The organism is Flaviflexus salsibiostraticola (assembly GCF_003952265.1).
Taxonomy (GTDB): domain Bacteria; phylum Actinomycetota; class Actinomycetes; order Actinomycetales; family Actinomycetaceae; genus Flaviflexus; species Flaviflexus salsibiostraticola.
In genome coordinates this window covers 949712-974095 of record NZ_CP034438.1, presented here as the reverse complement: position 1 = coordinate 974095, position 24384 = coordinate 949712, and the positions used below count along the sequence as shown (strand labels likewise).

Genomic DNA, 24384 nt, shown 5'->3' with positions numbered 1-24384 from the left:
CGTGTCCGAGTCCGTTACGCGTCCTCGACGATCGGCAGGACCTCCGCGGGTCCGCTGTGGTGAGGGTTGGAGACGATGTAGGCGACGTCCTTCAGTCCGAGCCACCACTGGTCGTACGGCAGGCGCGTCCGCGGATCCCACTGCTCCTCCATCCGAGAGAGCGGGTGACAGCTGATCTGCCCCTCCGCCATGCCGACGTAGGCGCAGTCGTCCCGGCCCTGGACGAGGAGGGAGTCGAGTTTCTCCATTGCCCGCCGAATGAGCCGGACGGCGAGGAGCCTGTCGAAGGGCGACGGGTTGCCGCCCTGCTGCTGGTGGCCGATGACGGCCTGCCGCACGTCGAACAGCTCCTTCCCCTCGGCCTCGAACAGTCGGGCGAGGAAGTCCGTCGTGTAGTGCTCTGAGGCGTACTCGTTCCGCACGACGAGATAGAGGCGCCTGCCGTTCTCAAAGGCGTCGATCATGACCTTCGTGTCGGTCTCGAGCTGCTTGAGGGTGATCCCGGTCTCGGCGAGATAGACCTGCTCCGCACCGGAGGCGATGGCGGACATGAGGGCGAGATAGCCCGCGTTGCGGCCCATGACCTCGGCAACGAAGCAGCGCCGGGACGCGGAGGCGGACTGCTTGATCCTGTTGAGCACCTCGACGTTGGTGTTGAGCGCCGTGTCCGCACCGATCGAGAGTTCGGAGCCGGGCAGGTTGTTGTCGATGGAGGCGGGCACACACATGATGGGGATCCGGAAGGCGGGGAAGCGCCGGCGCTCCTCCTTCATGAGCGCGGCCGCCTCGTAGCCGTTGAGGCCGCCGATGATGAGGAGACCATCGATCTCCTGCTCCTCGAGGGTTCGGCCCATGGTGTAGAAGTCCTCGACGGGCGGGATGGTCCTGCGGGTGCCGAGCTCGGCTCCGCCCGAACCCGACCAGGAGTCGACGTCGGACCAGGACAGGGGGATGATGTCCCCGTCGACGAGGCCGGGCAGTCCGTTCTGGACCCCGACCATGTCGTAGCCGTGGTCGATGCCGAACCGGACGGCTGTCCGAGCGGCGGCATTCATGCCCGGCGCCAGCCCACCGACGTGGACGATGGCGATCCGGCGTCGCTTCGCGGAGGGAGCTCTCCGCGGGACCGGGGAGGAGAGCGTCGAGAAGACGTCGATCATCTCCGCGTAGGACGAGCCCCGCGATTCAACGGCCCGCCGGTAATCGCCCTCCGCGGTGTAGGTCTTGACGGCACGCGTGTCCTCCACCGCCTGCATGAGCGGCAGGCGGACGAGTCGATTGCGGCGCGTGCCGATAATGACGGGCTCGCCGTCGCTGCGCAGCAGCTCGAGCGTCGCCGTGTAGCCGAGCAGAGTCGGCATCCACCGGTCGTAGGCGGAGGGTGGCCCGCCGCGCTGGACGTGCCCGAGAAGGGTCACCCGAGCCTCTTCGCCGAGGCCCGCCTCGAGGGCCTGGGCCACCCGCTCTGAGGTGATCCGCTCGCCCCTCCGGTCGGTGGCGCCCTCGGCGACGATGATGATCGAATCCCGTCGGCCCGCCTTCCGGCCGGCCCGCAGGACCCGGCACATGTCGTCCTCCCAGCCGTCCGCCGGGGGCATCTCCGGAACGAAGACGTAGTCACAGCCGCCGGCGATGGCGCTCATGAGGGCGAGGTAGCCGCAGTGGCGGCCCATGACCTCGATGACGAAGGAGCGCCGGTGCGACTCCGCCGTCGACGAGATTGCATCCACCGCATCGATGATGCGGTGGAGGGCCGAATCGGCTCCGACGGTCATGTCGGTTCCGACGAGGTCGTTGTCGATGGAACCGACGACACCGGCGATCCTCAGGGTCGGGTGTCGGTCCGCCGTCTCCTGGTCGATCTCCCCGAGCTCGACGAGCTCGGCCAGAAGCGAGGACCACTGGAGCTTGAGCTCGTTCGTGCCCGTCAGGGTTCCATCGCCGCCGATGGAGACGATGCGATCGATGCCGAGCGACACGAGGTTCTTCGCGGCGGCGCGCATGCCCTCGCGTTCACGGAACCGGTCGGACCGGGCGGTGCCGATGATGGTCCCGCCCCGGTGGAGGATCGTCGAGACATCGCCCCACGACATCTCCCGGATGAGGTCGCCGCCCTCGACGGCGCCCTTCCACCCCTCCCGGATGGCGAAGGGCCGGGCGCCCTCGTGGAGTGCGGTGCGGATGACGGCGCGGACAATGGCGTTCATCCCCTGGGCATCGCCGCCCGATGTCAGGACGGCAATCTTCACTGGTTCCATGATCCCCATTGTTCCCGATGATGGGCCGTGTCGGTGCAGGACGACCGGTCGGCGCCGCATCGGACTGCGCGATCGCGCCGGGCCGATGCGGCCGGGTGCTCAGCGACCATTCGGTTCCCGGAGGTGGTCCCGCTGCGCGATAATGCAGACATGAACAGCGACGAACGCGACAGCGAGCAGGCCCCTGACCAGCGGCCCGACCACCGGCAGGATCCGGAGTCGACCGGGCCCCCGGCCGCTGGCCGGTCCGATGGCGGCCCGCCCGCCGCGGCGACTGATGCTCAGGCCATCGGCTCTGCTCAGGCCGGCCCCTCCGGGGGCAGCAGGACAGCCGTCATCATCGCCGTTCTCGCGGTCGTCACGATCCTTCTCATCGCGCTCGGCATCTGGTGGTGGGCAGACCGGTCATCGGACGCCGCCGAGGGCGCCCCAAGCTCGAACGAGGCCGTGACGAGGTTCGTCGACGCAGTCAATGCTGATCTGCCGGGCGTCCTCGACACGATGTCGCCGGCCGAGCAGCGGCACGCATCCTCCTTCACCCTTCTCCTCATGCGCTACTCGGGCGGTCCCGCCATGAGCGAGGGCGAGGCATTCGAGACCATCCAGGACAATCTCGGGCGCTATGCGGACGTCATCGATCAGACGATGGTCGTCGAGGACGTCGAGGAGGTCCGCATGGCCGATGACATGACGGCGGCCGTCGTGACCGACGGGTCGGTCACCCTCGAGATCGTCGACATCGATGGCTTTGCGGACATCACGGCAGACATCATCAGTGAGAACTATCCGGATGAGCAGCTCGAACGCCTCGGGGTCTCCAACACCGAGGAGCTTGCGGAGGCCATCTCGGAGGAGCTGGAGGGCGGGCAGACCTCGTACTCGCGGCAGTTCTCCCCGACCGCACCCCTGATCCTTGTCACCGTTGACGAGCGCGGCTGGTTCATCTCGCCGGCAGCCTCGGCCGCCGCCTATGCGAATACCGATTTCTTCACGGATCCTGCCGCGAGGCAGGACTTCATCCAGCGCAATGGGGAGCTCACCCTCCTCGCACCCCAGCGCTCCGAATCACCGGAGGCCGCGGTCTCGGACTTCGCGGAGGCGCTCGCGGAGAAGCCGCTGGACGACGCGCTCGGACATCTCCCGATCGGCGAGCAGCGCGGCCTCGGACTTTCGCTCTACCTGGCGGGGATACCGCAGATTCAGGAGCTCAGCCTCGGCGATCTCCTCACACTGTCAAACCTCTCGACTGTGACGGACGAGGTCTCGGACCATTCCGCGCTCAGCATCCTCCAGTCACTCACTCTCCGGGCGAACCCCTTCCTCACCGGTCAGGCGATGGAGGTCGTGCTCGAGGACGGGCAGCTGACCGTCGGGACGTGCGAATCGGTTGATGTCTCCGCCTTTCTGGGGGCGGGCGCGCCTGTCGGCGCGTTCGCCGTCCTCCAGGACGACACGGGGTGGAGTGTCTCCCTCGTCGGAACGGTGCTCAATGCAGCCGCCGCGGCGGCCGAGGCGGGACCCGAGGGGCTCGTCGGGGATCTCGACGGGTGCTTCGCCCCCTGAGAACACCGGGCGCCGATTTTCGGGATGTGTGAGAATCGAAACACCGTTAGCCCCGAGTGAGAAGGACAGCCATGCCTCCGTCGCCGATCGATCCGACAAGCACCCCCGCCTGGTCAAGGCTGGGCGAGATCATGCAGGACTTCACCCCAGACTTCCGGGCATGGTTCGCAGAGAACCCGGGTCGGGCCGAGGAGTTCTCCTTCACGGCGGCGGATCTGCATGTCGACCTGTCGAAGTCCTTCCTCACCGGTGAGGTCAGGGACGCTCTCGTCGGTCTGGCGAAGGAGACGGCCGTGGAGGAGCGGCGCGATGCGATGATGCGCGGCGATCGGATCAACGTGACGGAGGACCGCGCGGTCCTTCACACGGCGCTCCGGGCACCCCGCGGATCGGAGATCATCGTGGACGGCGAGAACGTCGTCGACCAGGTTCACGAGGTCCTCGATCGTGTCTACGCGTTTGCGGAGAAGGTCCGCTCGGGAGAGTGGGTCGGCGCGACGGGCAGGCCGATCGAGACTGTCGTCAACATCGGCATCGGTGGATCCGACCTCGGGCCCGTCATGGCCTACGAGGCACTCAAGCCGTACCTGCAGGAGGACCTCGAGGTCCGCTTCATCTCGAACATCGACCCGACGGACGCGGGTGAGAAGCTGGCGGGGCTCGATCCGGAGACGACGCTCTTCATCATCGTGTCGAAGACGTTCACGACGATGGAGACTCTGACGAACGCGAAGGTGGCGCGGGCCTGGCTGCTCGACAGCCTGCCCGAGGAGGTGCGCGACGATGCTGTCGCCACCCACTTCGTCGCCGTGTCGACCGCCCTTGACAAGGTGGCGGAGTTCGGCATCGATCCTGAGAACGCGTTCGGCTTCTGGTCGTGGGTGGGCGGACGCTACTCCGTCGGATCGGCGGTGGGAACCAGCCTCGCGATCGCGATCGGCCCGGATAATTTCGCCGACTTCCTCGCGGGACACAGGGCCATGGACGAGCACTTCGCGAAGGCTCCCGCGGAGGAGAACGTCCCCCTCCTCATGGGAATGCTCAACGTCTTCTACGTCAACCTCATGGGCGCCACCTCCCATGCCGTCCTGCCGTACTCGCAGTATCTTCACCGCTTCCCCGCCTACCTCCAGCAGCTGACGATGGAGTCGAACGGCAAGTCAGTCCGCTGGGATGGCAGCGCGGTCACGACCGCGACGGGCGAGGTGTTCTGGGGAGAGCCGGGCACGAACGGCCAGCACGCCTTCTACCAGCTCATCCACCAGGGCACCCAGCTGATCCCGGCCGACTTCATCGCCTTCGCCAACCCGACATACCCCTTCGAGACGGACGGCAACGACCAGCACGAGCTGCTGCTCGGCAACTTCTTCGCTCAGACCAAGGCGCTCGCCTTCGGCAAGAGCGCCGATGAGGTGCGCGCCGAGGGTACGGACGAGGCGATCGTGCCCGCGCGCGTCTTCTCGGGCAACAGGCCGACGGCGTCGATTATGGCCCCCTACCTCAGCCCGTCCGTCCTCGGACAGCTCATCGCCCTCTACGAGCACATCACCTTCGTCCAGGGGATCGTCTGGGGAGTCGACTCCTTCGACCAGTGGGGCGTCGAGCTCGGCAAGGAGATGGCGAGCGACCTCGGCCCGGCGATCGCCGGCGATGACGAGGCGCTCGGCGAGCAGGACCCGTCCACGCGGGCCCTCATCGCCTACTACCACCGTTTCCGGGACGCAAGACCCGCCGCTGAGAAATAGCAGACAGTAGACTGGTGGCGGCTGCCCCCACCAGGGGACCATTCGACATAGGAGTTGTAACAGATGGCAAAGTCTCCCGTAACCGTCACCGTCACCGGCGCTGCAGGCAACATCGGCTACGCGCTGCTCTTCCGCATCGCATCCGGTGCCATGCTCGGCCCGGACGTGCCCGTCCGCCTCAACCTTCTGGAGATCCCGCAGGCCGTCAAGGCCGCGGAGGGAACGGCGATGGAGCTCAACGACGCGGCGTTCCCGCTGCTCGACTCCGTCAACATCTACGACGACGTCAACCAGGCGTTCGAGGGTTCGAACGTCGCTCTGCTCGTCGGTGCCCGCCCCCGGACGAAGGGCATGGAGCGTGCGGACCTGCTCGCGGCCAATGGCGGAATCTTCGGCCCCCAGGGAAGGGCGATCAACGACCACGCCGCTGATGATGTCAAGGTTCTCGTTGTCGGCAACCCCGCCAACACGAACGCCTTCATCGCCGCGGCCTCCGCTCCGGACGTCCCGGCCGACCGCTTCAACGCGATGATGAGGCTCGACCACAACCGAGCGATGAGCCAGCTCAAGGAGAAGACCGGCACCCCGATCTCCGAGATCGAGAAGGTCGTCGTCTGGGGCAACCACTCCGCCGATCAGCACCCGGATGTCTCCTACGCGACGCTCGCGGGCAGGCCCGCTCTCGAGATGCTCGACGCCGAGTGGCTCTCGTCCTACTTCGTCCCGACCGTCGCCAAGCGCGGCGCCGCCATCATCGAAGCGCGCGGGGCCTCCTCGGCCGCCTCAGCGGCGTCCGCCGCCATTGACCACGTCTACGACTGGGTGAACGGCACACCGGACGGCAGCTGGACCACGGCCGGCGTCGCCTCGCATGGCGAATACGGCGTCCCCGAGGGTCTCATCTTCGGCTTCCCGACGATCTCGCGGGGCGGGGCCTGGGAGATCGTCTCCGACCTCGACATCTCCGACGCGACCCGTGCCGGAATCAAGCGGAACATCGCCGCCGCACAGGAGGAGCTCGACGCCGTGAGGGATCTCGGCATCCTCTGACTCACCTGAGCACATCGCCTGTGCGCCCGGCAGTGCCGGGCGCACAGCCATATCCGGGTGTGCGGTCACGATGTCGTCGGGCTCGTCGGGCCGGGACAGCCGAGCCCGCCCTGCGGCAACTGCGGGCCTGTCTCGCTGAAGGCCGTTCGGCCCCGCTGGGCCGTGGCGCGCCGGGCGCCCCAGCGCCCCTCGTCCCTGACGAGGCGGATCGGGTAGTCGAAGGCTGCGGTCAGGTTCGTGTCCGTCAGGACGGTGCCGATGCGGCCGGAGGCGCTCACGCGTCCGTCGCGCAGGAGGGCCGCGTGCGTCGTCGTCGACGGGATCTCCTCGACGTGGTGAGTGACGAGCAGTGAAGTCACGGTCAGGGCGTCCATCGTATCGAGCAGCTGCTCGCGGGCGGCGAGATCGAGCCCGGTCGTCGGCTCGTCAAGGAGCAGCAGTCGGGGTGATGAGATGAGGGCGCGGGCGATGAGGGTGCGCCCGCGCTCGCCCTGGGACAGTGTCGGCCAGCGGGCCCCGATTCGGGACGCCATGCCCATGTCAGCGAGCATGGTGCGGGCCCGATCGATCGCCTCATCGGAGGGCGACCACCGCATCGGTGCCTCGATCGTCCCCGTCAGGCCGGTGAGGACGACGTCGAGTGCCGTGGGTGCGCCGCGCAGCGGGTGCCGGGGGTCGACGTGGCCGATGAAGGTGCGCAGGTGGGACAGGTCGACACGACCGACCCTCATGCCGAGGATGTCGACCGTGCCCGACGTCGGGTGCGCGCGGGCGCCGCAGAGTGCGAGCGCGGTGGACTTACCCGAGCCGTTCTCGCCGAGCATGACCCAGTGCTCGCCCTCACCGACGGTCAGATCAATACCACGCAGAATGTCGACCCCGTTGCGGCGATACGTGACGGAGTCGAGCATGAGGATGCTGCCCGGCATGCAAACCCTCCTCTTCTCAGCCATGCCGGGGATCGCCGGCACGGCACGGCTCCTAGGGCAGGACGACCGTCCGCTCGCCATTGCGCAGGACCCTGCCCTCGGCGTGCCACTGGACGGCGCGGGCGAGCACGCGACGCTCGACATCTTCGCCGATGGCCTGCAGGTCAGCGGCAGTGTGCCCGTGCGTGACGCGCTCGACATCCTGCTCGATGATCTGGCCCTCGTCGAGATCCTGAGTCACGTAGTGGGCGGTGGCGCCGATGATCTTGACGCCGCGATCGTGGGCCTGCTGGTAGGGGCGGGCGCCCTTGAAGGACGGGAGGAAGGAATGGTGGATGTTGATGATCGACCCCGCCATCCGCTCGCACAGCTCGGGGGAGAGGACCTGCATGTACCGGGCGAGGACGATGAGCTCGGCGCCCGTCTCCTCGACGATCTGCAGGAGCTCGGCCTCCGCCTCGTCACGGCGGTCCTTCGAGAACGGGATGTGCGTGTAGGGCACTCCGTAGAACTCCGCAATCGGTCGAAGCGTGTCGTGATTCGACACGACCCGCGTCACGTCGATCGCCAGCCTGCCCATGCGCTGCAGGTAGAGCAGGTCGGTGAGGCAGTGGGAGGTCGTCGATGCCATGATGATCGTCTTGATGGGCCGGCCCGACTCGGTCAGGTCGATCGTCCCCTCGAGCGTCGCCGCCAGCTCATCGACCGGCACCCGTAGCTCGTCGATCGACCCGGGGATGTCGGCCTCGATGCGGAGGAAGAAGCGGCCGGTGTCGGGGTCGCCGTACTGCTGCGATTCGGTGATGTTCCCGCCGTGGTCGACGAGAAGGCCGGTGACCGAGTGCACGATGCCGGGACGGTCGGGACAGGAGAGCGAGAGAACAATAGATGGCATGCCCCACAGGGTAGCCGTTCTGCCTTCCAGTCGATGGATTTTTCGAACGGTGGACACGTCGCGACCGTCGAGGACTATACGATGGTGGATGTTCGCCCGCCCGGCAGTGGAGGAAAAATGGATATGCTCACCAGTTCGATCGCAGAGGTCGACCCCGAGATCGCAGCGGTGCTCGACAACGAGCTCCAGCGCCAGCGCGACACGCTCGAGATGATTGCGTCGGAGAATTTCGTCCCGCGCGCCGTCCTCGAGGCGCAGGGATCGGTCCTCACCAACAAGTATGCGGAGGGCTATCCGGGCCGGCGCTACTACGGTGGCTGCGAGCATGTCGACGTCGCCGAGAACCTGGCGATCGAGCGCGCCAAGGCAGTCTTCGACTGCGACTACGTCAACGTGCAGCCCCACGCGGGCGCCCAGGCCAACGCCGCCGTCTACCACGCGCTCGTCTCACCCGGCGACACGATCATGGGGCTCGAGCTCGCGCACGGCGGCCACCTCACGCACGGCATGAAGATCAACTTCTCCGGCAAGAACTACCGCGTCGTCTCCTACGGCGTGCAGAAGGAGACCGGCCTCATCGACATGGACGAGGTCCGCCGGATCGCGCTCGAGGAGAAGCCGAAGCTCCTCATCGCAGGCTGGTCCGCCTACCCCCGCCACCTTGACTTCAAGGCCTTCCGGGATATCGCCGATGAGGTCGGCGCCTACCTGTGGGTCGACATGGCCCACTTCGCCGGTCTCGTTGCGGCCGGGCTCCACCCCAGCCCGCTCCCGCACGCCCACGTCGTGACGACGACGATCCACAAGACGATCGGCGGCCCCCGCTCGGGCATGATCCTCGCCAAGACCGACGAGCTCGCGAAGAAGCTCAACTCGGCCGTCTTCCCCGGCCAGCAGGGCGGGCCGCTCATGCACGTCATCGCCGCGAAGGCGGTCGCCATGAAGGTTGCCCAGTCCGATGAGTTCCGGGACCGCCAGGCGCGCACCCTCGAGGGCGCTCGGATCATCGCCGACCGCCTGCTCGAGAAGGACGTCGCCGATGCTGGGATCGCACTCGTCTCGGGCGGCACCGACGTCCACCTCGTTCTCGTCGACCTGAGGGACTGCCCGCTTGACGGCCAGGTGGCCGAGGACCTGCTCCACGAGGTCGGCATCACCGTCAACCGCAATGCCGTGCCGTTCGACCCGAGGCCCCCGCGGGTCACCTCGGGGCTGCGGATCGGCACCCCCGCACTCGCCACCCGCGGCTTCGGCGCCGAGGAGTTCCGCGAGGTGGCCGACATCATCGCCGAGACCCTCATCAGCGGCCGGGCGGCCGACATCGACTCGCTGCGGGCTCGCGTCAAGGCGCTCGCGGACAGGTTCCCGCTCTACGAGGGGCTCTGAGGTGACGGCACAGATCCTCGACGGCAGGGCGACAGCCGCCGCGATCAAGTCCGAACTCGCCGAGCGCGTCGCCGCGCTCCGTGAGCGCGGCATCGTCCCCGGTCTCGGCACGGTGCTCGTCGGGGAGGACCCCGGTTCGCTCAAGTACGTGGCCGGCAAGCATCGGGACTGCCAGGAGGTCGGCATCACCTCGATCCGCGAGGACCTGCCGGCAAGCGCGACGCAGGACGAGATCCTCGCCGCCGTACGCAGGCTGAATGAGGACCCGGCGTGCACGGGCTACATTGTCCAGCTGCCCCTGCCCGCGGGAATCGACACGAACCTCGTCCTCGAATCGGTCGACCCGGAGAAGGACGCCGATGGTCTCCACCCGACCAATCTGGGCCGCTTGGCACTGCGCGTCAAGGAGCCGATCACGTCGCCCCTGCCCTGCACGCCGTCCGCGGTCCTCGAGCTGCTGCGCAGGTACGACATCGATCTCAACGGAAGGGACGTGGCCGTCATCGGCCGCGGCACGACCGTCGGCCGATCGATCGGTCTCCTGCTCACCCGGCGCGACATCAACGCGACCGTCACCCTCATGCACACGGGCACGAGGAACATGGCGGAGAGAGTCCGAGCGGCCGATGTCGTCATCGCGGCGGCCGGTTCCCCCGGGCTCGTCGAGGCGTCCTGGGTCAAGCCCGGTGCTGTCGTCCTCGACGTCGGAGTGTCCCGGGTTGTTGAGGACGGACGCGCACGAATCGTGGGCGATGTTGCTCCGGACGTCCGGGACGTCGCCGCATGGATTTCGCCGAACCCCGGGGGAGTGGGCCCGATGACCCGGGCTATGCTCCTCGAGAATGTCGTCACGATGGCAGAAAGGACGCTGTGAGGGTCACCACCGTCAACGTCAATGGAATTCGCGCGGCGATGCGCAAGGGCATGGGGGAGTGGATCGTCGAGAACAATGCCGACGTCCTCCTCATGCAGGAGGTGCGGGCACCCGAGGAGCTCGTCGAGCACCTCCTGCCCGGTGACTGGAGAGTCGTCCAGGAGGGTTCGCGGATCAAGGGCCGGGCCGGCGTAGCGATCGCAGTGCGCCCCGAACTCGACGTCACCGCCGCCCGCATCGGCCTGACCGGGGATACCGATGTGGACTCGGGCCGCTGGGTCGAGGCCGACGTGACCGTCGGGGAATCAACCGTCACCTTCATCTCCGCCTACCTGCACTCGGGTACGGCGACGGACGAGGAGAAGATGGCGGCGAAGTACCGCCACCTCGATATGGTGACCGAGCGGCTCGGCGAGATCGAGGGGGAGCTGCTCATGGCGGGCGACTTCAACGTCGTCCGCGGTCCGCAGGACATCAAGAACTTCAAGCCGAACCACAACAAGACCTCGGGCGTGCTCGATCGGGAGATGGCGTACCTCGAGGATTGGTTCTCTCGCTTCGACGACGTCCATCGCAATCTCGCCGGGGATGTGCAGGGTCCCTACACGTGGTGGTCCCAGAGGGGCAAGGCCTTCGATAATGACGCCGGGTGGCGCATCGACTACCAGATGGCGACGAGGCGGCTCGCCGAGAGGGCGCTCGCCGCGAGTGTCGGCCGGGCGGATGACTACGCGTCGCGCTGGTCCGATCACGCACCGCTGACCATCGACTACGACATCGCCGGTTTCTAGTACCGGCAGCACACCGGCCCCGCATGGCAGTTCGCATGCGGGGCCGCGTCTGCATGGGCACATCGCGGGCGGGGCGATCCGTGCGGGCTGGGAAGCCAGCCGGGACATCTGCCCGTTGATTGCCCATTCCGCACGACCATGCGCCCCCTCATTGGTTAGGGTGGGTCCGTGGCTGATGAGATCTATTACGACGCTCCGGCGGCTGTGCCCTCAACGCGCGCAGCCACCGTCGAGAAGGAACCGATCCTCCATAAGCTGATGAATCTGCGGCTGCTCCGCGCATTCCAGCGATATGGAGCGGCGAGGGGGCCGATGCTGTCCGGCGGCATCGCCTATTCAGCCCTGTTCTCCATCGCGGCCGCCCTCACGATCGGCATCACCGTCTTCATGTCCGTGCTCGGCCAGAACGATGACCTGCGCGAGACCGTCTTCGGCGGTGTCAACGACGCACTGCCCGGGATCCTCCAGACGGCCGAGAACCCGGACGGCCTCGTCGATCCCGAGGCGCTGGTCCTCGACACCGCGCTCAACCCGGCCTCGATCATCGCGGCAGGCGTGCTCCTCTGGACGGCGCTGTCGGTCATGAACGCGCTGAAGATGTCGATCCGATCGATGTTCGGCATCGCTCGGCTCCCGGAGAACGCCGTCATGCTCAAGGTGCGCGACCTCGCGGCATTCGTGGCGCTCGCCCTCGGTGTTCTCGTCGGCTCGGTCCTCACCTCGGCCGCGAGCACGCTCGGGGACAGCATCCTCGGCTTCATCGGCATCGAGGGGACCGTCGCGCTCTGGCTCATTCGCATCGCCTCACTCGCCGTGGCGTTCCTCGTCGATCTCGCCGTCATCGTGCTGCTGTTCCGCTTCACCGCCGGGGCGAGGCCGCCCCGGCGGGATCTTCTCCTGGGAGCCGGCCTCGGCGCCCTCGGCACGTCGGTTGTCCGCCTGCTCGGCACGTCCGTCATCGGCTCCGTCTCCGACAATCCGATCCTCGGCTCGTTCGTCGCCATCGCGACCCTGCTGCTGTGGGTCAACTTCGTTTCCCGCATCGTCCTCCTGGCGGCGGCCTTCACCGCCAACCCGCCCGCCCCTGCGAAGGTCACGGTGCCGGAATCCATCCATGCGGAGGAAACGCCCAACTACGTCACCCTCTCGGTTCCGCAGACGACATCGTGGAACCACGAACCGTTCACCGGCATCGTCGTGCCCGACCTCACCGCCGATCCGGAGCTGTCGGACCGGCAGAGAGAGGACCTGCCCGAATGGGACACGGTCGAGGGCGTGAGGCGACGCGCCCGTATTCGGGAGCTCCGGCTCAAACTCGAGAATGAGAAGATGAGCTACAGGCTCGATCGGGAGAAGGACCTCTCATGACGTTTGTCGCCATTGTGCCCGCAGGCGGGGCAGGAACCAGGCTCTGGCCGCTGTCGAGGCGCTCCCACCCGAAGTTTCTCATCGATATGACGGGGGCGGGACGCACCCTCATCCAGGCCACCGCCGACCGGCTCGAGCCCCTCGTCGATGACCTCATCGTCGTCACCGGTTCGGCCCACGCGGAGGCTGTTGCCGAGCAGCTCGGCATCGACCGTGAGGATCTCGTCATCGAGCCGTCGCCGCGGGGAACGATGCCCGCGATCGGACTCGTCGCCGCCATCGTCGAGCAGCGCTATGGCGCGGATGCCGTGGTCGGCTCCTTCGCAGCCGACCACGTGATCACAGATGCTGCGGCGTTCCAGGGGGCGGTTCGGCGGGCGATCGACGCGGCCCAGGAGGGTCTCGTCGTCACCGTCGGCATCACACCCACGGGCCCCGATACGGGCTTCGGCTATATCCGCCAGGGCACGGAGACGTCTGTCGACGGGGTGTTTGGGGTCGAGGAGTTCCTCGAGAAGCCTGACCTGGCAACCGCCGCAGCCTACGTTGAATCGGGTGAGTACACGTGGAACGCCGGCATGTTCATCGCGAAGGCCGGCGTGCTGCTCGACGCGCTGGCGCGGTACAAGCCGGATCTCGCGGCGGGTCTTCGGAGCATCGCCGCGCGCTGGGACGGGCCTGATCGAGGTGAGGCGATGAGCGCGTGGGACTCGCTCGAGATCTCCGTCATCGACCGCGCGATCGCCGAACCCCTGGCGGCCGAGGGAGGCGTCGCGACCGTGCCCGTGTCGATGGGCTGGTCCGACATCGGCGGCTACGACTCGCTCGCCGCCCACCTCGTCGATCCTGAGTCCGGCATCTCTCGCGGGGGTGCGCGACAGTCGGTCATGGTGAGCGAGTCCGAGGGCTCGGTCGTCTACGCGCATGACCGCCCGATCGTCATCCATGGGATCCCTGGGGCGGTTGTGGTCGACAGCGGCGATGTGATACTTGTTACAACAAGGGAGGCCTCTTCGGGGCTCAGTGGCGTCGTCACGGGCCTTACGGGCGATCTTGAGCCTCTTCGATAGATTTTGGACGAGGAGGTCATCTGCGGCAATAATGTGTTACACGCTCGTCATGAAACTGTAACCGCCGAAAGAGTCCATTTATGGCATGTTCACCGCCTGTTAACAGTTATGCTGATTGAGAATCCGTGCCGACCGGCATGGGCTTACCCGTAGGAGTAACACGTGAAGAAATCCACGTCTTTCATGGCACTGATGGGTGCCGCTGCTCTTGTACTCTCGGCCTGCGCAGATGACGCAGACACCGACGCGACTGACGAGGCGACGACGCCCGAGGTCACCGACACTGAGGATGCCGAGGACACCGAGTCTCCCGAGGAGACCGACTCAGAGGAGCCCGAGGCCGATGCCGGCCGCGACTACGCATCGATCGATGCCTCCGACTACACCGCCTGCCTCGTCTCCGACGCCGGCGGCTGGGATGACAAGTCATTCAACGAATCCGCCTTCAACGGCCTCCAGCAGGCAGTTGACCTCATGGGCGTGAACAGCTCGACGGCAGAGTCGTCGTCCGACACCGACTTCGGTCCGAACGTCCAGGCCATGGTGGCCGAGGGCTGTGACATCGTCATCGGCGTCGGCTTCCTTCTCGAAGAGGCCACCAGTGCAGGTGCACAGGCGAACCCGGACATCTCGTTCGCACTCGTCGACTCGGGCTTCAACACCCCGTCCGACAACGCCCGCCCGCTCCTCTTCAACACCGCTGAGGCCGCCTTCCTCGCCGGCTACGTAGCCGGCGGTATGACGGAGACCGGTGTTGTCGCCACCTTCGGCGGTCTGCCGATCCCGTCCGTCCAGATCTTCATGGACGGCTTCTACGACGGTGTCATGGCCTACAACGAGGCCAATGGCGCTGACGTCCAGGTTCTCGGCTGGGACAAGGAGGCCCAGACCGGCTCCTTCTCGAACTCGTTCGATGATCAGGCCCAGGGCCAGCAGCTCGCGAACGGCTTCATCAACCAGGGTGCCGACATCATCATGCCGGTGGCCGGCCCGGTCGGCCTCGGTGCCGCTGCAGCCGCTCAGTCCGCTGGCGACGTGTGGATCATCGGCGTCGACTCCGACTGGTACGAGTCCGCATCCGAGTTCTCGTCCATCATCCTGACATCCGTGCTCAAGGCCATCGACGCGTCGGTCCTCGACGCCATCGCCGATGTCGCCGAGGAGAGCTTCTCGTCCGAGCCGTACATCGGCACGCTTGAGAACGGCGGCGTCGACATCGCTCCGTTCCACGATCTCGAGTCCGAGGTCCCGGCCGACCTCATCGCTGAGGTCGAGGATCTGCGCGAGCAGATCATCTCCGGCGAGCTCGTCGTCGAGACGCCGAACGCACCGTAGGACACAACGGGAGGGCGGGCCCGGTGACCATGCCATGCATGGTTCGGGGGCCCGCCCACCTATCTCTGACGGGCTGTTCGACGATGAACCGCCGACAACAGAAAGGCAGCAGCCAAGGTGAAGCTTGAGCTCGTGGGGATCACAAAGAAGTTCGGTTCCCTCATCGCCAACGACCATATCGACCTCGAGGTTGAACCGGGTCAGATCCATGCCCTCCTGGGAGAGAATGGCGCCGGTAAGTCAACCCTGATGAATGTCCTCTACGGTCTCTACGACCCGGATGAGGGCGAAATCCGAATCGACGGAAAACCCGTCAGGTTCAACGGACCGGGTGACGCGGTTGCCGCGGGCATCGGCATGGTGCATCAGCACTTCATGCTCGTCCCCGTTTTCACCGTCGCTGAGTCTGTTGCGCTCGGATATGAACCGACCCACCCAGCGTTCGGCATCATCAACGTCAAAGAGGCCCACAGACTGGTGGAGGACGTGTCGAAGCGATTCGGCTTCGATCTCGACCCGAAGGCCAAGATCGAGGACCTGACCGTCGGTGCGCAGCAGCGCGTCGAGATCGTCAAGGCGCTGTCGCGCAAGGCAGAGGTCCTCATCCTCGACGAGCCCACGGCGGTTCTCACACCGGCCGAGACGGACGAGCTCATGGCGATCATGCGCGAACTGGCGGCTGCCGGCACGTCCATCGTGTTCATCACCCACAAGCTTCGCGAGGTCCGCGCCGTCGCCGACAAGATCACCGTTATCCGCCGCGGCAAGGTTGTCGGCGAGGCGGCCCCGGATTCGACCGAGGCGGAACTGGCGACCATGATGGTCGGCCGCTCCGTCATGCTCAAGGTCGATAAGGAGCCGCCCGCGCCCGGCCCCGTCACACTTGCACTCCAGAACCTGTCCTACGTCAACGACGATCAGGTGACGATCCTCGAACGGATCAATCTCGAGGTTCAGGCAGGCGAGATCCTCGGCATTGCCGGCGTCCAGGGCAACGGACAGACCGAGCTGACCGAGATTCTCCTCGGCCTGCGCCAGCCCACGACGGGCACGATCGAACTCGATGGAGAATCGATCGTCAAGCATCCCGTGCGCAGGCGCGTCGACGAGGGACTCGGCTTCATCCCGGAGGACAGGATCAGGGACGGTATCGTCTCCAAGTTCTCTGTGGCGGAGAATCTCGTGCTCAACCAGTACCGCTCGTCGAAGTTCTCGCGTGGCCTGTCGATCAAACCGAAGGCGGTCCTCGAGAACGCCGAGACGCTGCGCGATGAGTTCGATATCCGACTGTCGGACGTCACGAACCCGATCACGACGCTGTCGGGCGGCAACCAGCAGAAGGTCATTGTCGCGCGGGAGATGTCCCGCCACCTCAAGCTGCTCGTCGCAAGCCAGCCGACGCGCGGCGTCGACGTCGGTTCGATCGAGTTCATCCACAACAGGATCGTCAAGGAGCGGGATACCGGGACCGCCGTCGTCCTCGTCTCCTCGGAACTCGATGAGATCCAGGCCCTGTCGGACCGCATCGCCGTCATGTACCGCGGTCGGATCGTCGGCATCGTCCCGGCACACACGCCCAACTCAGTGCTCGGCCTCATGATGGCCGGCGTTCCCATGGAGGAAGCCATGCAGAAGGAGGCTCAGTGAGCACCACGACTGAGACAGAGAAGCAGTCAGCACCGCTGTCGCTCAAGGCGAGGGCCGCGGTTCACGTCGCCCTGCGCTCAAACTGGATCATCTCCGTCTTCGCGGTCATCATCGCGTTCATCGTCGGCGCCTTCTTCATCTGGATCGCCGACGCATCGATCCTCGACACATACTGGCGACTGTTCAAGGGCTCGATTTTCGATCCGGATCAGGACGAGTTCACCAGACAGATCAGGCCGCTGACTAATACGCTGCGCGACGCATCGCCGCTCATCCTCGCCGGTCTTGGAATCGGCCTCGGCTTCCGCGCCGGCCTGTTCAACATCGGTGGCCAGGGCCAGCTCATCCTCGGTGCCATCGCCGCCACCTACCTGGGCTTTACGCTCGATCTGCCGTTCTTCGTCCACATGCTCGTCGCCCTCATCGGCGCGGTCATCATCGGCGGACTCTGGGGCGGGCTCGCAGGTTTCCTTAAGGCGACAACCGGAGCCAACGAAGTCATCGTGACGATCATGCTCAACTCGATCGCCGGCTTCCTCCTGCTCTACATGCTCAACCAGGATGTCTTCCAGGGGCCGAACAATAACCAGCCCAAGTCTCAGCCCGTCGCCGAGGAGGCGCGCCTGCCAGACATCCTTCCGGGTGGAGAGTTCAATCTCCACGCAGGGTTCATCCTTGCCATTCTCGCGACCGCGTTTGTGTGGTGGCTTCTCGAACGGTCGAAGTTCGGCTTCGAGCTCCGTGCTGTTGGCGCCAACGCCCATGCATCCGAAACCGCAGGCATGTCGACCTCGAAGGTCATCACCCTCACGATGTTCGTCTCCGCATCACTCGCGGGCCTCGCCGGCGCCAACCAGGTGCTCGGCACCCTCGGCAGCCTTACACAGGGCGCCGCGGGCTCGATCGGCTTCGATGCGATCACCGTCGCCCTGCTGGGACGGAACAAGCCGGTCGGAATCTTCGGCGCGGGGCTGCTCTTCGGCGCCTTCAAGGCGGGCTCGCCCCGCATGCAGGGCGCGGGCGTTCCCGTCGACATGATTCTTATCCTCCAGTCCGTCATCGTTCTTCTTATCGCGGCTCCGCCGCTGATCCGCTGGCTGTTCCGCTTCCCCAAGCCTGATGGGCAGGGTTACCGGGAGTACATCACCCTTCACCAGGAGGCAAAGTGACCACCGTCGTCGACAGGCCGCAGGCCGTCCCCGCCAAGGACGAGGTTCTCGCCCCGATCTCGTGGAAGCTCCCGATCATCTACGTGCTCGGCACACTGCTCGGGGTGTATTTCGCACTCAACGCGGACGGCATCACTCAGTTCGTGTGGAAGGACATCCGGCCGAGGGGAGGTGCGGACCTGCTCCTGCACGCTGCCCCGGCCATCTGGGTGCTCGTCGCCGTCATGGCCGCCGCAACCGCCTATTCGGTCGTCCGAGCGCTCAAGCGCCAGCACCAGCCCCTGTGGCTCGGCCTGCTGGTCCTCATGCCGCTCATTCTCGGGTTCCTCACCTACTCGGGTGCGGGTTCCCCCAGGTACGTCACCCTTGCCTTCCTCTTCTCCGCGACGCTGATCGCCGCCGCACCGCTCGTGTACGGGTCGCTTGCAGGCGTCGTCTGTGAACGAGTTGGTGTCGTCAACATCGCCATCGAGGGGCAGCTGCTGTTTGGAGCCTTCACCGGAATCATCGTCGCCTCGGCGTTCGGGAGCCCGTGGCTCGGCCTCATCGCCGCACCGCTCGCCGGTGCTCTGATCGGCGTTCTTCTGGCCTTCTTCTCGGTCAAGTACGCGGTTGATCAGATCATCGTTGGCGTCGTTCTCAACGTCCTCGTGCTCGGCATCACCTCGTTCCTGCTCGGGACGGTCGTCAAGGCCAACCCGTCATGGAACTCGATCGCCTACTCGCTGCCGGTCTGGGAGATCCCGCTGCTTTCCCAGATTCCGTTCATCGGGCCAGTGTTCTTCCGGCACACGATCATCATGTACTTCCTCTATGCCCTCATCATCATCCTCACGATCATGCTGTTCCGGTCCCGCTGGGGCCTGCGCATGAGGTCGGTGGGCGAGCATCCGAAGGCCGCCGACACCGTCGGCATCAACGTGAACCGGACGCGTTTTCTCAACACGATCCTCGGTTCGTCACTCGCCGGCCTCGGCGGTGCCGCGTTCACCATCGGCGCCAATGCCGTCTTCACGGAGAACATCTCCGCCGGCAACGGTTACATCGCCCTCGCAGCGATGATCCTCGGCAAGTGGCACCCGGTCGGCGCCATGGGAGCGGCCCTCATGTTCGGCTTCGCCTCGGCGATCGTCGACTTCCTCCCGCTCGTCGCCACCAACCCGATCGACCCGAGCCTGCTCGCCATGATCCCGTACATCGTCACGATCCTTGCGGTCGCCGGCTTTGTCGGCCGATCCCGCCCACCCGCGGCGGAGAATATCCCCTACATCAAGTCATGATCAACTGGAATGAGCTGCGCCAGGCAGCAAAAGATGCAATGACAATGGCCTACGCACCGTACTCCGGCTACCCAGTCGGCGCGGCGGGGCTGTCCGAGGACGGCCGGATCTTCTCCGGCTGCAACGTGGAGAACGCCGGCTATGGCGTGGCGCTCTGCGCCGAGTGCGGAATGATCTCCGAACTCGTTCGCAACGGGGGCGGAAGGCTCGTCGCCTTCACCTGCGTCAACGGCAACGGCGAGATCACCGTTCCCTGTGGCCGGTGCCGCCAGCTCCTCTGGGAGCACGGCGGTCCCACGATGGAGATCGAGGTGCCCGCGGGCATCATGCGCATGTCCGACGTCCTGCCCTTCGGGTTCGGACCAGAAGACCTGGACAAGGTCGAGAGGAACAGCAATGGTTGAACGGTTTGACGCAGTCGACATCATTCGGACGAAGAGGGACCGTCAGGTCCTGTCCGAGGATCAGATCCGGTGGGTCATCGACGCCTACACGCGCGGCGTCGTGGCGGAGGAACAGATGTCGGCGCTCGCCATGGCCATCTTCCTCAACGGCATGACCGGCGAGGAGATCACCACCTGGACCCAGGCGATGATCGACTCGGGTGAGACCATGGACTTCTCCTCGCTCACGAAGCGCACCTCTGATAAGCATTCGACGGGTGGGGTGGGCGACAAGATCACCCTGCCGCTCGCACCGCTCGTCGCCTCCTATGGCGTGGCAGTGCCGCAGCTGTCGGGTCGCGGCCTCGGCCATACGGGAGGGACCCTCGACAAGCTTGAGGCGATCCCGGGATGGCGTGCGCATCTGTCCAACGACGAGATCATGGAACAGCTGGAGAGCATCGGTGCTGTCATCTGCGCCGCGGGCAGCGGTCTCGCGCCCGCCGACAAGAAGCTCTACGCACTTCGCGACATCACGTCGACTGTCGAAGCGATCCCTCTTATCGCCTCCTCCATTATGTCGAAGAAGATCGCCGAGGGCACCGACTCTCTCGTCCTTGACGTCAAGGTCGGCTCCGGCGCCTTCATGAAGGACATCGATCAGGCCCGCGAGCTCGCCCATACGATGGTCCGCATCGGCCAGAGCGCAGGCACGGCCACCGTTGCCCTCCTCACGGACATGTCCGTACCGCTTGGACGGAAGATCGGCAACGCACTCGAGGTGGAGGAATCCGTCGAGGTGCTCGCCGGGGGTGGACCGGCTGATGTCGTCGAGCTGACCGTGGCACTTGCCCGCGAGATGCTCGTCCTCGCCGGGGTCGATGTGGATCCGGCGGAGAACCTCGCCAACGGCAGGGCCATGGATGTCTGGCGCGACATGATCCGCGCTCAGGACGGCGATCCGGACGCGCCTCTGCCCGTCTCGAAGCATACGGAGACGGTCGTCGCCGAGAGCAACGGAGTCGTCTCGGCCATGGATGCCTATAAGGTCGGCGTCGCATCCTGGCGACTCGGCGCAGGCAGGGCCCGCAAGGAGGACCCGGTCCAGGCCGGTGCCGGCATCACCATTCACGCCCACATCGGTGAGCAGGTCAAGGCCGGCGACCCGATCCTCACCCTGCACACGGACGACGAGGAGCGATTCGAGCGGGCGAAGGAGGCCCTCGACGGAGGCATCTCTTTGAGCAATGTCGCGTCGACCCGGCAGTCTGTGCTTCTCGATCGCATCGGCTAGCCATGTCGAGGCTGCACGTGGGCCGGATCGTCGCTGCACTCCAGCGGCCGGTGACAAGCCGAGATCCGGTCCGTGCAGCCCCATCGCTCATCGACCCTGTCCCCGTCACGCTCGGGGGCAGGGTCGTCACCCAGGTGGATGGCACAACCTGCGGTGCGGCGGTCCTTCTCATGCTCCGAGCGTCAGGAGACCCTCAGCTGGCGGCTGAGCTCGACGATCAACCGGAGAGGATCGCAGAGCGACAGCTCGACGTCTTCGACCGTGTTCGGTCGCGCGCAGTCGGCCCGCTGAGGTGGCCGCGTCGATTCGGCAGTCCGCCGTGGACCCTGGCACGGGAGGCGGTCTTTCCCGGTGTCACCTATCGCTCCATCGCAGTCGATGATCGCACGTCGCAGGGACGGGAGATCCTCCATGCGGTGTGGCATGCAACGATGGCGGGGCTTCCGGTCCCGCTGTACACGGGCGGCAACATCGGCCAGGGGATTGCGCGCGCCGTACCCCGTCATGTCGTGCTCGCCGTCCTCCCGCCGGGCCAGCACGCGAGCGGAAACTTCGGATTTACGAGCCGTCAGCTGGAGCCCTCTACGATGTTCCCCTCGACAGCCTTGTGAACAGGTCCACCCGACATCCGGCCCTCGGTAACTGGACCCACGTCGTGTGGGCAGTGCTCCCGCAGCCGGCGTGATCCCTGACAAGGCATGGGCGCGATGGTCGCGGCGGCCGTGTGAGCAGGAGAGGTCGGTCCTCAACATGCGAGTGGGGTGTGGGACTGAGTCCCACACCCCACCTGATCACGCGGGAAGCGTCAGCTGATCACGCGGGCAGTGTCAGTGCTGCAGACATGTCCTTCTGGAGCTGTGCCATGCGACGCGCAGCCTCGGCGTGGGCGGCCTCAATCGACTCGCCGACAGGCTCGATGACCTCGAGGTAGCACTTGACCTTCGGCTCTGTGCCGGAGGGCCTGACGACAGCGCGGTCCCCCTTCTCGTTGAGGAGGACGACGGCGTCCGTCGGGGGAAGCTCGGGTGAGCCTTCAGATAGGTCTGAGACCTCAGTGACGGACAGGCCTGCGAGCGTCTGCGGAGAGTTCGCACGCAGGTGTGCCATTGTGGCCGGCATGATCGCCAGGTCGCTGACGCGGATCGTCACCGGGGCGGTGAGATAGACGCCGTGGGCTCTGGCCAGATTATCGAGCTGGTCTTCGATGGTGAGGCCGCGCGAGCGGAGCTGGGCCGTGACGTACGCGAACAGGAGGCCAGCAGTGAGACCGTCCTTGTCCTTCACCCCTTCGGGGTCGACGCAGAATCCGATCGCCTCTTCGTAGCCGAAGATGATCTCCGGGGCGCGCGCGATCCACTTGAAGCCGGTGAGGGTCGTCGCATGCTTGAGCCCGTGGCTGTGCGCGATCTCCTTGAGAAGTCGGGACGACACGACAGAGGAGGCAAACGTGCCTCCGGTGATCGCGCCGATCTTCGCGATCTGCTCTCCGAGGATGGAGCCGATCTCGTCGCCGTTCAACTGGCGCCAGCCATCGCTCGTCGGTATCGCGATCGAGCACCGGTCGGCGTCCGGGTCGTTGGCGATGACGAGGTCGGCACCGACCCTCTTCGCCTCGGCGATCGCGAGATCGAGGGCGCCCGGCTCCTCCGGGTTCGGGAAGCTCACGGTCGGGAAATCAGGATCGGGTTCGGCCTGGTCGGGCACCTCGTGGACGTTGGTGAACCCGGCTCCCTCGAGTACTCGTCTCATCGTCTCTCCGCCCACCCCGTGCATCGACGTGTGGACGATCTTGAGATCGGAGGCGTGTGCGGGGGCGACGAGGGACTTCGTCCGCTCGAGATAGGCATCGACCACGGACTCATCGATGAGGCTCCAGCCGGTCGACGCCATCGGGATCTCGTCGGCGGGCGGCGTCACGGCGATCCGAGCGGCGATCTCAGAGTCGAAAGGGGGAACGATCTGCACGCCGCGTGCTTCGGGTTCGACAGCGCGTCCGCCGAGGTACACCTTGTAGCCGTTGTCGCGAGGCGGGTTGTGGGAGGCCGTCACCATGACGCCGGCGTCGGCGCCGAGGAAGCGAACAGCCCACGCCAGCAGGGGGGTCGGCAGGTGGCGGGGGAAGATGAGGGCACGGGCCCCCGCTGCGGTCGCCACGGCCGCCGTGTCGAGGGCGAAATCGTGCGAGTTGTAGCGCGCGTCGTAGCCGATGACGAGGAGCGCGTCTCGGCCGACCCTCTCCTGAAGGAAATCAACGAGGCCGGCGGCAGCCTTGCGGACAACTGCCCGGTTCATCCTGAACGGGCCACCCGCCATCTCTCCACGCAATCCCGCCGTGCCGAACTCGAGCAGGCCCGAGAATCGGTCGTCCAGCTCCGCACGGGCGGCGGAATCGCCGCTGTCGGCGCGCTGTTTGAGATCGATGAGCTCTGTGCGTGTTACAGCATCGGGGTCGTGGGCGATCCAGGAATCGATATCAATCATGATTCTTTCATTTCGTTGACGATGTCGGACAGGAGCCGTGCGAGCCTCTCGGAGGCGTCTTGGCCGGCCTGGAGCACTTCGCTGTGCGATAGAGGGGCGGGCGCGAAGCCGGCCGCCTGGTTGGTGACGAGAGAGATGCCGAGGACATCGAGGCCCGCCTCGCGGGCCGCGATCGTCTCCAGCGCAGTTGACATGCCGACAAGGTCGGCGCCGAGCAGCCGTGCCATCTGGACCTCTGCGGGGGTCTCGTAGTGCGGTCCGGGGAACTGTGCGTAGACGCCTTCCGGCAGATCAGGGTCGACACGCTTCGCGAGCTCCCGAAGCCGGGGGCTGTAGGCGTCGGTCAGGTCGACGAAGTTCGCGCCGCGGATCGGGGAGGTTCCCGTGAGGTTGAGGTGGTCGCGGATGAGGACGGCGGTTCCGGGCGTCCATTCGGGCACGGTGGAGCCGCACCCATTGGTGAGGATGAGGGCCTTCGCGCCGAGCTTCGCTGCCGTCCGTACGCCATGGGCAACGGGATCGACGCCTCTGCCCTCGTAGAGGTGTGTGCGGGCGCCGAGGATGAGGGCGCGACGACCGTCGGCCAGTCGGCGCACTGTCAGCGTGCCGCCGTGCCCGGCGACGCCGGACACCGTGAAACCGGGGACGTCGCCCGCGGGGAGTTGGACGACTGCATCGCCGAGGAGATCCTCGGCGTCGCGCCAGCCCGACCCGAGAACGAGAGCGACATCGATCGCGTCGATATCCGCTGCTCGCCGGATGTGGTCCGCAGCCTGGGAGGCAAGGTCATAGGGGTCTGAAGTCATGGCACCACGTTACATTCTCGGCCTCGCGAATGAGGCCACAACGGATCACGCCCCTCCAGC

Annotated in this window: 20 protein-coding genes; 15 read left to right on the top strand and 5 right to left on the bottom strand. The window is 66.2% G+C overall.

The features are described 5' to 3' along the window. Positions 1–14 precede the first annotated feature (14 nt). Positions 15–2258: a 6-phosphofructokinase gene (locus EJO69_RS04635; RefSeq protein ID WP_425454739.1), complete on the bottom strand. Its 2244-nt coding sequence runs from the start codon at positions 2256–2258 to the stop codon at positions 15–17. 150 nt (positions 2259–2408) lie between these two features. Here EJO69_RS04635 and EJO69_RS04630 point away from each other — a divergent pair, with 150 nt between their 5' ends. The 3 genes from EJO69_RS04630 to EJO69_RS04620 all read left to right on the top strand — a co-directional run bounded on the left by EJO69_RS04630 (position 2409) and on the right by EJO69_RS04620 (position 6616). Further along, entirely contained in the window at positions 2409–3821 is a 1413-nt protein-coding gene (locus tag EJO69_RS04630; RefSeq protein ID WP_126039745.1) for a hypothetical protein, read from the top strand. A 71-nt stretch (positions 3822–3892) separates the two neighbouring features. Next, positions 3893–5566 (top strand): glucose-6-phosphate isomerase, encoded by a 1674-nt coding sequence (pgi, locus tag EJO69_RS04625; protein ID WP_126039743.1) that lies wholly within the window; start codon positions 3893–3895, stop codon positions 5564–5566. A 63-nt stretch (positions 5567–5629) separates the two neighbouring features. Then, the gene (locus EJO69_RS04620; RefSeq protein ID WP_126039741.1) at positions 5630–6616 is read left to right on the top strand and encodes a malate dehydrogenase; all 987 of its coding nucleotides are present in this window, start codon (positions 5630–5632) and stop codon (positions 6614–6616) included. Positions 6617–6681: 65 nt separating this feature from the next. Here EJO69_RS04620 and EJO69_RS04615 read toward each other — a convergent pair whose 3' ends face one another. Next, on the bottom strand, positions 6682–7545 hold the full coding sequence (locus tag EJO69_RS04615; protein WP_126039739.1) for an ABC transporter ATP-binding protein: 864 nt from the start codon (positions 7543–7545) through the stop codon (positions 6682–6684). 52 nt (positions 7546–7597) lie between these two features. Beyond that, on the bottom strand, positions 7598–8440 hold the full coding sequence (gene purU / locus EJO69_RS04610) for a formyltetrahydrofolate deformylase (RefSeq protein WP_126039737.1): 843 nt from the start codon (positions 8438–8440) through the stop codon (positions 7598–7600). A 117-nt stretch (positions 8441–8557) separates the two neighbouring features. On the opposite strand from purU, the gene glyA reads away from it, so the two are divergent. The 12 genes from glyA to EJO69_RS04550 all read left to right on the top strand — a co-directional run bounded on the left by glyA (position 8558) and on the right by EJO69_RS04550 (position 21648). Further along, on the top strand, positions 8558–9826 hold the full coding sequence (gene glyA, locus EJO69_RS04605) for a serine hydroxymethyltransferase (protein WP_245993777.1): 1269 nt from the start codon (positions 8558–8560) through the stop codon (positions 9824–9826). Position 9827: 1 nt separating this feature from the next. Then, positions 9828–10700 carry a bifunctional methylenetetrahydrofolate dehydrogenase/methenyltetrahydrofolate cyclohydrolase gene (locus EJO69_RS04600; RefSeq protein ID WP_126039735.1) on the top strand — a complete coding sequence of 291 codons (873 nt, stop codon included), beginning with the start codon at positions 9828–9830 and terminating at the stop codon, positions 10698–10700. Then, positions 10697–11491, top strand: coding sequence for an exodeoxyribonuclease III (locus EJO69_RS04595; protein WP_126039733.1), 795 nt, complete (start codon positions 10697–10699; stop codon positions 11489–11491). The genes EJO69_RS04600 and EJO69_RS04595 overlap by 4 nt, the downstream gene beginning before the upstream one ends. A 168-nt stretch (positions 11492–11659) precedes the next feature. Beyond that, positions 11660–12859: a YihY/virulence factor BrkB family protein gene (locus tag EJO69_RS04590; protein ID WP_126039731.1), complete on the top strand. Its 1200-nt coding sequence runs from the start codon at positions 11660–11662 to the stop codon at positions 12857–12859. Beyond that, on the top strand, positions 12856–13929 hold the full coding sequence (locus EJO69_RS04585) for a mannose-1-phosphate guanylyltransferase (RefSeq protein WP_126039729.1): 1074 nt from the start codon (positions 12856–12858) through the stop codon (positions 13927–13929). Before EJO69_RS04590 ends, EJO69_RS04585 begins: the two co-directional genes overlap by 4 nt. Before the next feature lie 162 nt (positions 13930–14091). After that, the gene (locus EJO69_RS04580; RefSeq protein WP_245993775.1) at positions 14092–15264 is read left to right on the top strand and encodes a BMP family lipoprotein; all 1173 of its coding nucleotides are present in this window, start codon (positions 14092–14094) and stop codon (positions 15262–15264) included. A gap of 117 nt (positions 15265–15381) precedes the next feature. After that, positions 15382–16911: an ABC transporter ATP-binding protein gene (locus tag EJO69_RS04575; RefSeq protein WP_126039727.1), complete on the top strand. Its 1530-nt coding sequence runs from the start codon at positions 15382–15384 to the stop codon at positions 16909–16911. Then, positions 16908–18080: an ABC transporter permease gene (locus EJO69_RS04570; protein ID WP_245993773.1), complete on the top strand. Its 1173-nt coding sequence runs from the start codon at positions 16908–16910 to the stop codon at positions 18078–18080. Before EJO69_RS04575 ends, EJO69_RS04570 begins: the two co-directional genes overlap by 4 nt. Further along, the gene (locus EJO69_RS04565; RefSeq protein ID WP_211331494.1) at positions 18077–19360 is read left to right on the top strand and encodes an ABC transporter permease; all 1284 of its coding nucleotides are present in this window, start codon (positions 18077–18079) and stop codon (positions 19358–19360) included. Before EJO69_RS04570 ends, EJO69_RS04565 begins: the two co-directional genes overlap by 4 nt. Next, positions 19357–19764: a cytidine deaminase gene (locus EJO69_RS04560; protein ID WP_126039725.1), complete on the top strand. Its 408-nt coding sequence runs from the start codon at positions 19357–19359 to the stop codon at positions 19762–19764. The genes EJO69_RS04565 and EJO69_RS04560 overlap by 4 nt, the downstream gene beginning before the upstream one ends. Beyond that, positions 19757–21037, top strand: coding sequence for a thymidine phosphorylase (locus EJO69_RS04555; RefSeq protein WP_126039723.1), 1281 nt, complete (start codon positions 19757–19759; stop codon positions 21035–21037). Before EJO69_RS04560 ends, EJO69_RS04555 begins: the two co-directional genes overlap by 8 nt. Positions 21038–21039: 2 nt before the next feature. Further along, positions 21040–21648 carry a hypothetical protein gene (locus EJO69_RS04550; RefSeq protein ID WP_126039721.1) on the top strand — a complete coding sequence of 203 codons (609 nt, stop codon included), beginning with the start codon at positions 21040–21042 and terminating at the stop codon, positions 21646–21648. Positions 21649–21850: 202 nt separating this feature from the next. On the opposite strand, the gene EJO69_RS04545 is transcribed toward EJO69_RS04550, so the two are convergent. Both EJO69_RS04545 and EJO69_RS04540 read right to left on the bottom strand, forming a co-directional pair. Continuing rightward, the gene (locus EJO69_RS04545) at positions 21851–23518 is read right to left on the bottom strand and encodes a phospho-sugar mutase (RefSeq protein ID WP_126039720.1); all 1668 of its coding nucleotides are present in this window, start codon (positions 23516–23518) and stop codon (positions 21851–21853) included. Continuing rightward, positions 23515–24324, bottom strand: coding sequence for a purine-nucleoside phosphorylase (locus tag EJO69_RS04540; protein WP_126039718.1), 810 nt, complete (start codon positions 24322–24324; stop codon positions 23515–23517). Before EJO69_RS04540 ends, EJO69_RS04545 begins: the two co-directional genes overlap by 4 nt. Positions 24325–24384: the final 60 nt, after the last annotated feature.